Here is a 13,538-nt window from a genome sequence, read left to right as displayed (position 1 = left end):
GACGCAAATCTAAATTTGTTAAGCCCGTCTCTTTTTTCTTATAAAGCGATATCAGCACTATCACTTAACACAAAGTGAGTGAGTCACTCAAACAATATCATACTAAGAGACAACAACATTCACATGTCAAAATAAGAAAAGTCTTAGCAGGACGCTTATGTCTTGACTCTTCGGGAGCGCCCATATATGTCTTTGTAAGTTTTTTTAATCAACAACATTGTTAATCACTTGAAGATATCCATTCTTGGCTTTGATCCCCTTTGGCCTGCCTACTGCTAGTAATGGGATTGTTTTTTTGCATCCAAACCACAACACACTAAGTTATTTATTAAACGGTCTAATTCCGATTGGGTTACATAAGAACTACCGAATGCTCCGCTATAAAACAAAAAACCAGAGATATTAACTTTCATTTTGATGCCTTTCTCAGCTTTAAAACCTAAGAAGTGTAAGTTGATATTTGACCAGCCAGACTTTATTTTAATTTTCTGTTTATAGTTAGAGATATTCAAACTTTTGAGATTATTGATTAAATCATGCAACTTATCGCCTTTTAGGGGCATAAACCATTCAAGATGATGCGAACCAGAACCTGCACAGAATACTTTATACCCATCTAGTGTTTCACCTTCTGAGTCATATGTGCCAAAAGTAAAGATCGCATTATCAATTTTTTGTCGTGATTTAATCTGTAAAAACGTCAACTTACACCATATTTCCTGTATCGTATAACTCACACTACAACTGCGTAGTAAGCTGGAGTTTTTGTGCAGTTTTTATGCAAAAAAGATAATTTTAAACATCAACTTGAACATACTGACCATGCACTTTGAAGGTCGCTTCTACTGCTCGAATTGCTGACCATAAAATCAGGATAGCCAAAGCGATATTACTTCCACCTTCAGCCTCTAAACCTAACAGGTTCATTATTGTCATATAGGTTGAAAAGCAAGCAATAATCAATAGGCAGACTGCAGCAATACGTGACTTCCACATAAACAATATACCTGCGAAAACAGCATATAAAGCAGCATCGATGAACAAACTAGGTGCCATAAAATAACCGACACAAGCCAGCATAATTGCAATGAAAAAAAATCCTTTGGAACAGTCTTTAATTGTTTTTAGCGCATCTTCACGGGATTGAATTTTAGCGAATATTCCGTGCTTCTTTGCTTTTTGTTCCATTACTACGTCCCCTTTTAACTTAAAGTTAATTCCATACACTTAAGTATGATTTTGATCCATCTAAATTTTATCAAAATATTAAAGGACTCGAGACTAGACATTAGTAACAATAAATTCCTCTATTTCTTATCGATATACCAGCCTACTTTTACAAAAGAGCATACCTATCAATTTGGTATTAATGGCTGCACGCCAATTGCTCATTTACTAAATATTTTATTTTCAATGATCTTTATTTTCAATTCATCAATGGTAAATAATTATGGGTATCTTGGTTCTACCTTTCAATTCTACTTGTCTCGAATTCTATCTATTTGCTCTTGTATATAGCCATCAAGGCTTGAAGTAGCATCATCTATTCTCTCTCGAAGCTCTTCCGTTTGGCTCATAAAGTTGTTGTATTTTAACAGTGCTTTATGAGGGTCTTTTTCCTTTTCGATTGCTTGCAATCTCTTTTTCCATGACGAAATAGGGTCAACCTTATGCTTCCAAGGATAATTATCCCTTATCCAATCAACATACTCCGCTACTATGCTTTTATCGCAGCCGTTGTCATTTGCATATTTCTTTCCCTCATCGGTAAAAGCCATATGCCATGCTTGGCTATCGACGATAACTTGGTCGCGGGTCATTTCCGTGGGTCCGTCTTCTGCGAGAAAGCAAATATACTCGTCATACTTATCAATTTCTGTCTTTAAATGTGTGGATAGCCCTTCCACAAGTTCCGGTGACATTGACTCACCGACGTTCTTTAGCCTCTTAGAAGCTTCATGAAATACTTCCTTTGCATTCATGAACGGATTACTACCAAGATACTTTTTCGCTCGATGAGGGATTTTTTGATTTCTTCCCCAACTTATAAATTCTGGAGAGTAATTTTCTAGAACTTCACATGCAATATTAAAATAGAATGAAGCTAAGTGAGGCAATATCGACTCATGACTCATTCCCGCATGGTATAGCTGATTCCTGAATGAATAGAGGATAATAATGCTTTGCCCTACATTTTCCTGAATTAAATTCGTCTCGACAGCCAGCTTTATTTTGGAGAAAAGTTCTGTCCCATTGCCTTTGCTACCAAAGCGAGATCATGCTCTGGCTCACGAAACCTTTTCCAAATTTCATTTTCATTGTGCTTCGCTTTTGCGTAGTTATGAAACGCCAACTCAATGACATTATCGACTAGCATTAAGGCAAATCGTTTGTAATTGATATCATCAAGAGCCAACTGATCTAAGGCTAGATCCATTTGCTCAATTGTTGTCGCTAAAAATGAAAGCATTGCTTACTCGATAGAGGAATTGAACAGCTTATTCATCAGCAGCAGGATAATCTTCCAGACTGCTTACTATTTTCAAGCGAGAGTACACTGCTAACCCATTGTTTTACAATCATTATCAATCAACTCTCTTCAACAACAAACAACCCCTTTACTAACAAGTAGCCAAGGAAAAACATACAGCAGTGTTTACGAGGCCAAACTTTCTCTCTTTTCTGGCTTAAGCGCCATCACATTAATTCTGGGTGTCTCAGTTATCCCAGTTGTCTTTTAAACAGTAGCATCGTCAATAAAACCAACAGGCAACCCATTAACTCTTTCAGAACTGAAACGAGCAACTATGAACCCTGACAACCGATCTATAATATGATCAGGAACATCATTATCTACAAGTATGAACTGGCAAATTCGATTATTCTGTTCATATCGTTCAGATAGATTGATAATATGCTCAAAAATATTTTGGTATTTTTGAGGATCTGAAACGCCTTCTTTGGAGTCTTCATCAGCCAAAGTTTCTTCTTGATACTTACTTTGAGTTATCGTCTTGCCCAAATATTTACCTACAGTATCAATCATAAGAAAAGACGGATAGCTCATTTGAGTTCTTAACGCTTCTTCCATAAGCGAACACAAGTAGCCTATGCCAACAATAGTTCTTAACCCACCAGATCTAATACTTCCATACTCAATATCACGAAGTACAGGCACGAACCTATTTTTGGTATAACTAACACCAGTCGGGTCTTTAATTTTTATAAATGAAAGATAATTTTGAAGATTATCAGTCAAATTGGACAAAACATCAGCCATTGATGGAGCTTCCTTTTTGAACTTCTCCAACCTTTCTTTCAACTGACCAATACTAACTTCTAAGGACCTAATCTGATCAGTTAGAAAACTATGTTGATTTCTTATTTTTAACCTCGAAACCAGCTCAACTCTTTTTTGATTGAGTTCCCCTAGCTGTTTAACATACATATCTCTTTCTGCAAGGTAAGGTGAAACTAATTCTTTAGTGTTCTGATCAAGAAACTCTCTTGCTCTTTTTTCGTCCTCTTCAAGTTCTTTCAATCTTGAATTATTAATTTCCCATTGTTTTTTACTTTCGTTAATAAGTTGCTCTGTATCTTTAACCCTTCGTTTTAAAGAATTAAGTTCATACTTTATTTTATCGGATGGAATTAAATCAAAATTCTGTTTAGCAGACTCCAACTGGAGAGTGCCATCACACACAGGACAAAGCGCAATCTCTTCTGGAATTTCACCTATTACATTCCTCGACTCTAATGAGGATTTAAATTTAATAATATCAGCTAGGTAATCATTATGTAAACGAGTGAACAGTCGAACTTTTCGATCATCATCGTTCATCTGTTTTTTAAGTGCTTTTTTATCCAGTTCAATTTCATATAAACTGGACTTAATAGCTCTATATACTTCATTATCTGCTGTAAGCCTATTATTCAACTGATTAACCATATCCTGTAACAAACCAAGGTCATAATCAGTTTTTGTCACTTCATTATCTAGACTTGACATACTTCCGAATTCAGATTCTCTTAAAAATTCGGAAACTAAAGAAAACTTGTTTTCTATTTTGACCTTTTTATTAGACTTTTCTGAAATATCTTGCTCTATTTCAGAAATCTGGTAGTCAAGCGCATTAAACAAATACTTGAAAACTTCAGTATTTTTCACCTGCAATGCATAATTCTCAGATTTAAGATACTTTCTACTACCTAGATCATCTTGGTCCACATAACAATATTTGAAAAGATCACGAAAGCTCAATCGTACAGGCTTTGAGTCATCTTTAGTTGGCGCCTGTTTAATTTTTATATTCGTCAAATTTAAGGAAGCCAGAAGGAAATCTGAAAAAAACTCCATTTCGGGATATTTAGTGCTTGTTTTAAAAGTGGGTAGATATTTTTTTACTGCAAATTTTTCAATATCCACAAAAGCACAGGGATAAACTTCAATTGGCCTAAATTCATCAAAAATATCTCGCCTTATTGAATATCGATCACCATTAAGAGTAACATCCAAAATAGCATATCTAGCAACAGCAGTTATTTCGGGATAAGGCTCAAATTTTTTAGCTCCAAGCAAATAATCAATTAAATCTAATATGCTCGATTTCCCTGTTGCAGAATCTCCATAAATTATATTAACACCAACATTAAAATTGACGGTATAATTCTTCCTAGTACCAACTACAATAAGCTGATTTATCAATATACTAATCGACATTTATACTGCCCCCATTAGAATAATTCTATTTATCTCTTTATTCAACTGACCTTCTGTAAAATTTAATAGTGATTTTAATTTTTCACAAAGCAGCCTTATTTCATTTAGGTACTCATCATTCAAGTCAGCTATTAAATGCTTCCCAATTTCACTAAGGCTATAAAAAAAACCATCGCCCTTTTTGTACGTTATTGAGACTAGCTTTTTAGCAACCAATACACTTAGTAAAGATTTAAGCGCATTTCTATCAAAAAGTGAGTCCATATTTGGAGATATAGAAGTAACAGAGTAAGTATCTCGATCTTGAAGAACTACATTACCTTTCCCTAACACCCTCAAGATCTCATTCAAACCTGTTGGATTTTTAAGCAAGTATAGAAATATATGCAGCCTATTATTATTTAGTTTTTGTATTCCTCTACTTGTTTTAGCAAGAGCATTAATCAATAGTATGAGAACACATAAGTTTATATAAATATCATCTTCTGGATCTATGAAAGGCAATATCACTTATCTTCTCCCTCAAAACTAAACTTCTTACTCTTAGACCACCATATATCAGACTCTGTATCATTAGCTAACTGATGCAACATTCCCTTTTTATGGTAAGTCTGAAGAGTCGGTATTAATGTCTTAAGCAACTGAGCGTCATGATCAGTTATTTTTGTATGAACTTCGGCGAGTAGTTGTCCAGAGTTCTTATAATCATCAGCAAGATAACCATCAAAACTATCTTTATAGAGTTGACGAATATTATTGAAGAGAAGCTCCAGTTGTTTCCTATCATGTTTAGATCTAAATAGCTTTCTTACATATTCAGCATTAAAGAACAATTCCTTCGCGTGTTCTTGCGTTTCATTTGCTATCTCTGCTAGGAGTAATTTGAGCACAAAAAGCTCATCATCCAATTGTTCTGTAGGATCTAACTTCTGATACCCAACCTCACTTAATAATATATGTTTATGTGCTTCTTCTATAAACTGAACCACTCCATTACACACTATTGAACTTGCATTTTCAGGCTTAGATATGGAATTATGGTCTTCAGCCACGCTGATTATATCTTTTTCAATTTTATCAATGGCAACGGCACTATGCTTAGTGACGACCTCATCATAACTTCCGTAAAAATACTTAGTAGAAGGTTTACTATCTAAGTCTATCCACCTTTGGTTAAGAGTATTAATAAATAAATTGACTGGATTAAGATTGTTAATTTGTAAGTTATCACTAATTAATCCACCCAAAACAGCTTTATCAGAACCTTGATGTGGAACAGCCAAAGACAAGAATAGTTTTATTTTTGTCCAACCATTCTTATTTAACTCATCAGAAATAAGGTTTTTTGTGATTAAGCCCCCCATACTATGAGCAACAATATAGATATTATCGTATTGGTTCAGTGTAATTCTAAGGTGATTACTTAAATTATTAGAAAGTTCTGAGATATCTAAATTTTTTTCTTTCTTATGTGTTTTTCTGCGAATTAAATTTTTTATTCTTCTAAATTTTTCTTTACTATCAGCAAATAGATCCAATAAAGTAGTGAAATACCCATAGGTAGCCACATCAAAATTGTCAGCAATATATTTATTTGCTAATAATAATTTAGGGAACGATTGACCATTGCTATTTTTCCATGTTTTATTCACATCGCCGGTAAAACCATGAACAAATAGTATTAAATGATTACAATCATCATTCTGCCTGTAGAAGTCAAAATCCTTCTCCATGTCCACTCCTTACTCTTATTAATCGCATTCATATTACCAAAATATCTTAACTAACACAGCTTCACTACCTAAGGATGCATAATCAATTCTAGGTGCGCTTTAATTAAGACTAAAAGCAAAAAATTTTTAAATCTTGCAATCATTCAAGTACTACTAGAAAAAGGTTCAGCACTTTAAACCTAAAACATTTATTTTAAAAAATTCATATCTTTTGTATAATGCCAATCAATCCCTTACTCAACAGGTAACCCAATACTCTCCCCGCGCTTTGTTAGTAAAAAACGAATCAATCACCCGGATAAAACAACAGCTTAACATATTGATACAAATTAAGGAAAGTTAATCTTTATTCCCCTCACAAAAATAGTCTAAAAACGTGATCCACCTCTTACCTTCTGGCCTTTGACGACTTACCTTACACTACATTCTTTTTGTCCAATGAAAAGGCTCAGCTTCTGGTGGATCTTGAGCAAATTAACAGAATATAGGTAGTGATATTAATGAAACACACCCAATTCGAAGCAACCATCATGATTTTCTTTTGTTTTGCTGTTGATTTTCGCTTTTAGACCCGTGTGTAGATACATCTGCTAGTTTCGGTTTCAGGGATGGAACCGTAAAGCGGCCAAGGATGGCTTCATAGCGTCTCGCAGAGGTATCTGCACAAACCCCGCTGGAAGCGATTAATATCAATAAGGCTATGATTAACAATAAATCCACTCAACAAAATAACACCGACGAGTCACACAAAAAATATTGTCAGCTCTCATTTGAAAGCCAACTCACTTTGGGCGTTATGGAGAATGCAAGGAGGATAAGGACGAGCAGTCCTTCTTGCCCCAGTGTGAGTGGGAACTCACGACCGTTGAATTTAGTCGTAGAAAGTGAAGATAATTCCTTAGAGTCACTTTTCGTTCCGTTGGCCCTCAAACCCCATCACCTTGCTCTATGTTTTCCGAGCGTATTTTATACAGCAGATCATTTACTACAACTTCCAAAGAAGCACGATCTGATAGCATATCATTGTGTTTACAGGGTATTTTAATAACATCTAGGTCTGTATAGAAAGGACGGAACCCCAACGCGTCCGAGTTGATTGCTTGTGAATACAGTGCATTTTCATCTTCTCCCACAGTACACTGATAAAGACTTCCATTCGATGTATTGAAAGGCAACCTCAGGGTACGAAGCCAATCATCAACGCTTGGGCTAGGCAGGTCGGGAATGGAACCAGGTTCAGCGAATAGACCTTTAACCAATGGATCCATTAGAAAGGTATTTCTTATATGTATACCTTTATTCTGCAGTTCTACAGCTACTAGATGAGCTAAAACCGAACCAAAGCTCCAACCAAGGATACTGCAATGCTTCCGAGTATGAAGCTGATGGCGTACTATCGAATCTGCTATATCTGCTGCCCAAAAATGGAAATCGATGTACTTTCCATCCCGATCTCTATCAAACATTACAGTGTGAAGATCTGATGGCAACAAAGGAAACAATGTGTTCAGCCAAACCTCATAACCCTTATCGTATAGCGGTAATACAATTAATGATTCCATGGCATCTTCTAAATTATGAAATTCGATATAGTCTTGATTACCCTGAGGTTCCGCTGCATTCAGCACTTTATTTAGCGAAGATATCGTAGGATGCTCAAAAATGTCTTTTACTTGGAGGCAATACCCTTCTTTTCGTAAACGAGATGCTAACTGGATACTTCTCATAGAGTCACCTCCAATGGAAAAGAAGTTATCTTCTATGCCAACTTTATGAAGAGATAGCACCTCCTGCCAAATAAAGCACAACTTCCTTTCTGCTTCCGTTCTAGGCGGAATATAGTGAGAAACGACGGTAATATCAGGTACTGGCAATGCTTTCACATTCACTTTGCCATTCGGTGTGAGTGGCATTCTCTCCACAAGTTCTACTTTTTGAGGAAGCATGTAGTCTGGAAGCTCTCCAGCTAGCAACTCTTTGACGGCTTCGGTCAAAGGCACAGCTTGTCCGATCGATTCGCTGCATGAAAGCTCAGACTCAGGGACATGGCCAATAACGCAACCATATTGTCCCTTAATACCTTGAGGTAACACGCCTACCCAGCAACTACCCAGTAAACAGTCATACAAAAGTTCATCTATACTCCCGGCACAATAGCCTGCTTGCACCCAACCCCGTATATTTTCTGTAGAGTCGATAGACATTAATGTAGCCGAATTATTAAACATTTGCCCTTGCACTGAGGAGGATGAGAAAACGCACATGTTATCTTTGGTTACGTTACCATTATTATCAACCCACCCCAGAGGAGAACGTGTATAAAACTCTACGGAAAGTTCAAAATCACTGTTATTTGGCTCTATATCAACTGGTAATTTTAATAACAGGGCTTCTTCCCCTTCAATGTCTTCCGACAACATTGGCACGACCTGATTCAAAGTAACACCATCTAAGAGGCTCAAAATATGCCCTAGCTCCAATGACAAATATTTATGCGAGTTACCGGAATACAAAGGCTCGATAGCCTTAACTTCAGCCCTAAACTCAAGCTGGTTGACCACAAAGACTTCATCGTCGACTTTATGTAGCGACTGTTCAACTGGGTGAAAGTAGTAACGCCCTGAGGGCAAATTATTCAACTGTCCCTCAGCCAAACATACGTAAATGCGGATAGCGTAGCTACTCCCAGCTGAAGGGTAACGATACTTAGGAAGCGCCCGATCATCTAACTCAACGGCACTCAATACTGACAACCACTGAATAAGACGTTCCTGCCCATTCAAAGTTGAGTTTTTACTCTTTGGTAGCCCGTAAAAAAGGCCTTCCACCACTTTCGTTATATTTTGAGTCGATGGATTAAATTGTCGATAACTTTTCCGCTGAAGCCATTTTTCTATATCTATATCCAGATTGACGGGGGTCCCTGCGGCTAAATCTTTTCTTAAACCATGCTGAGCTAAACGAAACGCTGTTTTGTCCTCTGGTATAGCCTCTTCCGGCTCAACCCAACTAACTAGAAAAACCCCACCACTTGGAGCTTTTATAGTAGAACTACATGCCTGTTTAATCCCCGCAAGTGAGGATAACCGAGAGGTCAATTCTCCTAGTTCAACTCGATAACCATTAATTTTCACCTGATCATCCTTGCGGCCCCGAAACTCCACATAGCCATCACTATGCCATGCCCCTGAGTCCCCAGTTTTATATACTCTTCCTATTGTTGGATGTTCAATAAATTGCTGTGCCGTTCTTTCCGGATCGGTATAACCAAGCGCGACTCCCTTCCCGCCGATACAGATTTCACCTGAGACTCCGATAGGACAACATTCACCCTCATCATTCAATACCCAGATGGATTGGTTAGGCATTGCAACGCCATAAGGTATACACTGCCATTCAAGGTCAACATGACCGATCTCATACCATATAGACCATATGCTTCCCTCTGTAACACCTCCTAAGCTAAACACGTGAGCACTACTAGCAGATTTTACTTCATCAGGCAGGGTCAACGGAATTCGATCGCCACTTAGCAATACCGTGTTCAAAGAACTAAGTAGGTTCCTGCCCCCTACTTCTTCAACCAACAACTGCATCAATTGAGGCACACTGTTCCATATGGTTACACGATGCTTTTCGATCAAAGAAGTCCAATGAGAAGGCTCCTTCACTAACTGTTGTTGTGGGTACACTAAGCACCCTCCAGCCCCGCTCACTCCAAACATATCCCATACCGACAGATCGAAGATCAACTCTGATATCGCCAATACTTTATCGTTTTCACCAATACTGAAACGACGGTTTACCGCTTCTATCGTATTCATTGCTTGGCCATGAGTTATCTGTACACCTTTGGGCTTGCCCGTGCTACCTGAAGTGAATATGACATAAGCTAATTGCTCTGATGATATTTCTGGCAAATATACCACTGGGTCACTTTGTATAAGCTCATCCAGAATCATCACTTGGTATTCTTCAAGAAAACGTTCACCAATCAACGCCTTTTGTTGGCTAGCACTCATAAGAACGGTGGAAACATTACCCACAGCTAGCACTTCACAAATACGTCCTGCAGGCCAGTCAACGTGCAAAGGTAAGTATGCCATACCAGCACTAAGGACACCTAAACAAGCTGAAAATTGTAGACGGCCTTTTTCGCATAAAATAGCTACAAGGGTAGGTTCATAAGTTGGCTTCTCATTGTCATTAAGTAAGCTACCTGCAATTGATCGCCGGTATAGATCTAACGACCTGTAGGTGCATGCACCCGTATGGTCAATAACTATATTTGCATCCGGGCGAATTTGTAACTGATGCTCAAAACCACTCAGAAGGTGACTATTAGGATATTCCGCATCCACCTTGTTAGCCTGGAACTGAAATTCATCATAAAACGCATTAGGTAAGCATTGCGATACTTTGTTTTCTCCCCAATTTAACTGCGCTAATAGTTCAAGAATTTCACAGTAATCCGAATGCATTTCTTCGATAAGATCACGAGAAAATAACTGTTCTGGGTAGTCCCATTCCGCCACGAGCTGACCATTTTCCTCTAAGGCCTTGTTGTCAATAATCACTTGAGGAGTTTGAGTAATCGAGAAGTGGATACCAGTCATGCCGGGCAAAATCTGACCGTGAGTGGTTCGCGATTCGCCCAACATACTTGTAAGCACACATGGAGCAATAAGCCTCTCAGCTGGTAGGCCATATTGCTCCCTCAGCATACGTTGGAGATCTACCCCGTCAAATAAGTTGTGTTCTATGTCTTCCCATAACTGTCGATTAGTTTCACTCAACGCTTCTAAAATATTGCTACTCCGACGGGACCAAGCAAATAATTCAAGAGCTGTTGTTTCCCCTACAATATCGTTTATTTGTGAATGAATTGGCAATCTATTGAATAACGTCAAATTAATACACAGGTTGCTCTGGCCACTCCAACGACTTAAAACTAGTCCATACGCATATAGAACGACACTTGTTGGGCTTATTTGCGATAAATTGGCTTTTTCTTTCAATGCTGCCCAAGTATCAGAATCTAACTTTCGGCTGACTCTGCGAAATACAGGCTTGTTAACTTTTTCCGGCCTATTCAATAGTGGAAGTGACAAGTCCAACTCAAACTCACCTAAGCGCCTCTGCCACCATTCTTTATCACTGAGATATAGCTCACTCTGTCTTATCTTATCAACTGCAATCGCGTAATCTCTATAACTGAGTTTTAATTCAGGTAAACAAGCGTACGGATTGCTGTAAAGTAGGCTAATTTCACGAAAAAGTATTTGGGTACTGATGCCATCCAGTATGAGAGAGTCGACACTGACATGCAGAAGAGTCTGTTTGTTATAGCAACTCACTGAAAAATGAAACAGCGGCCATATACTTGGCTCATACACATGTTGGGCCCACTTCGCACGAAGTTGATCCAAACTTTCATCACTGAGGAACCCATAATCCACAATGCTATAATCGGGCACAGAATTCAGTATACGCTGTTCACCATCTTCAAATACTGATCTTAGTGCATCATGACGAATGATGCACTTATTTATTGCGAACTCTAATCTAGGTACATCTAGTGTCGTGAAACTTAACTCTGAATATACATGTGTTGCAACTCCTCCTAACTGTTGAGTTTGCTCTCTACCAATAAGATAGGCTTGCTGTACATTGTTGATTGGAAAAGGTAGAGATGTATCAAGCTCTTGACTCTGCTCTATACGGTATGCTTGAAACCTATCCTTTGTACCAAACCCTTCAAGATGCTCGCTCAATGCCGACACTGTGGGGTTAGAAAAAAGCAGTGACAGCGGCATTTCAAGGCCTAATACTTGACGAATACGAGCACTTAATCGGATCGCTAATATCGAGTTCCCTCCGATTCTAAAAAAGTTATCCTCTATCCCGACTCGCGTTAGTTCTAATATATCTTTCCAGATTTCACACAACTGCTCTTGTGATTCGTTCTGTGGTGGAGTGTAAGCGTATATGTTAGTGAAATTAGGTTCAGGCAATCTCTTTCGATCAATTTTTCCATTTATATTCAGAGGGATTTCATCAACCTGAATTACACTAGAAGGAACCATATAGTCAGGAAGCGTTTTAGCTAACGTCTTCCGTATAGAATCCAACGACTCAGGTTCCTTGGCTATTACACCACTAAGATTTTCGGGTACAACATATGCTACTAAGTAAATTTGTTGAGTATTAATTACATCAATAACGACAGCTTGCTTAATGCCACTCTGAAGCAAAAGAGCGTTCTCTATTTCACCTAGCTCAATACGATGTCCTCTAATTTTTACTTGAGAATCATTGCGTCCTAGGTACTCCAAATTACCATCTGGGAGCCAACGAACTTGGTCCCCTGTTCGATAGACTGATTGATTACAAACACCATTAGGTCCTTGTGACCCAAGAGGGACTTTCAAAAACCTCTCATTAGTCATCTCATCACGATTTAAGTATCCTCGAGCCACACCCACGCCTCCGATATATAATTCGCCCGAAGTGCCAACTGGAACAAGCTGATGTTCACCGTTTAGTACATATACTTTCTCGTTTGCTAATGGCTTACCTATTTTCTTTTCAGTTAGATTTCTCGCTGATGTGCTCCAAATGCATGTTTCAGTTGGACCATATACTTGGGTGACATTGTTAAAACATTGCTGTAATTTTTCTAATAGCTGAGCCTGTACTTTATCCCCTCCGACTAATGCATGTACGTTGGAGTAATCGCCACTTTCCCCCTTTTGCAGCCCTTCAAACAACACTTCCCAGCCACCGGGAGTTAGCTGAATACAATTGATCAACTTACCATGTGTTATAAGACTTTGAGCCGCGTTATCCATATCAGACAAAATAACACTACCGCCAGTAAAGAATGGGAGAAAAATTTCTAAACCAAATATATCGAATGTATAATTTGTGCAACTTAATAATGACGTCGAAGATTCGAGAAAAAGAGAATCATTGCCAACGATAAACCTATACAACGTTTCGTTGTCTATCATCACCCCTTTAGGCTGCCCAGTCGTCCCAGACGTATAAATCACATACGCCAAATCTTGCGCTGTACTTACCTC

General features: G+C 38.2%; 8 protein-coding genes. All 8 read right to left on the bottom strand.

Features of this window, described 5'->3' with window-relative positions; all coding sequences use genetic code 11:
- Positions 1–275: 275 nt before the first annotated feature.
- Positions 276–704 (bottom strand): hypothetical protein, encoded by a 429-nt coding sequence (locus Q0976_RS22780; RefSeq protein WP_299496884.1) that lies wholly within the window; start codon positions 702–704, stop codon positions 276–278.
- A gap of 91 nt (positions 705–795) precedes the next feature.
- Positions 796–1,188 carry a hypothetical protein gene (locus Q0976_RS22775; protein ID WP_299496883.1) on the bottom strand — a complete coding sequence of 131 codons (393 nt, stop codon included), beginning with the start codon at positions 1,186–1,188 and terminating at the stop codon, positions 796–798.
- Positions 1,189–1,478: 290 nt separating this feature from the next.
- The gene (locus Q0976_RS22770) at positions 1,479–2,117 is read right to left on the bottom strand and encodes a hypothetical protein (protein ID WP_299496881.1); all 639 of its coding nucleotides are present in this window, start codon (positions 2,115–2,117) and stop codon (positions 1,479–1,481) included.
- A 110-nt stretch (positions 2,118–2,227) separates the two neighbouring features.
- Positions 2,228–2,470: a hypothetical protein gene (locus Q0976_RS22765; RefSeq protein WP_299496879.1), complete on the bottom strand. Its 243-nt coding sequence runs from the start codon at positions 2,468–2,470 to the stop codon at positions 2,228–2,230.
- Between the two features lie 267 nt (positions 2,471–2,737).
- Positions 2,738–4,720 carry a hypothetical protein gene (locus Q0976_RS22760; RefSeq protein WP_299496877.1) on the bottom strand — a complete coding sequence of 661 codons (1,983 nt, stop codon included), beginning with the start codon at positions 4,718–4,720 and terminating at the stop codon, positions 2,738–2,740.
- The gene (locus Q0976_RS22755) at positions 4,721–5,230 is read right to left on the bottom strand and encodes an ABC-three component system middle component 4 (protein ID WP_299496875.1); all 510 of its coding nucleotides are present in this window, start codon (positions 5,228–5,230) and stop codon (positions 4,721–4,723) included.
- Entirely contained in the window at positions 5,227–6,453 is a 1,227-nt protein-coding gene (locus Q0976_RS22750; protein ID WP_299496873.1) for an ABC-three component system protein, read from the bottom strand. Before Q0976_RS22750 ends, Q0976_RS22755 begins: the two co-directional genes overlap by 4 nt.
- Positions 6,454–7,379: 926 nt before the next feature.
- The gene (locus Q0976_RS22745; protein WP_299496870.1) at positions 7,380–13,517 is read right to left on the bottom strand and encodes a non-ribosomal peptide synthetase; all 6,138 of its coding nucleotides are present in this window, start codon (positions 13,515–13,517) and stop codon (positions 7,380–7,382) included.
- Positions 13,518–13,538 lie beyond the last annotated feature (21 nt).

This window comes from uncultured Shewanella sp., from assembly GCF_947501665.1.
Classification (GTDB): domain Bacteria; phylum Pseudomonadota; class Gammaproteobacteria; order Enterobacterales; family Shewanellaceae; genus Shewanella.
Note: the sequence above shows the minus strand (reverse complement) of the source record. Positions and strands in the feature narration are given on the sequence as shown.

Bases quoted from the DNA above. Each gene is read 5' to 3' on its own strand.
- Q0976_RS22775 (WP_299496883.1), bottom strand. From the start codon at position 1,188: ATGGAACAAAAAGCAAAGAAGCACGGAATATTCGCTAAAATTCAATCC.
- Q0976_RS22765 (WP_299496879.1), bottom strand. From the start codon at position 2,470: ATGCTTTCATTTTTAGCGACAACAATTGAGCAAATGGATCTAGCCTTA.
- Q0976_RS22760 (WP_299496877.1), bottom strand. From the start codon at position 4,720: ATGTCGATTAGTATATTGATAAATCAGCTTATTGTAGTTGGTACTAGG.
- Q0976_RS22750 (WP_299496873.1), bottom strand. From the start codon at position 6,453: ATGGAGAAGGATTTTGACTTCTACAGGCAGAATGATGATTGTAATCAT.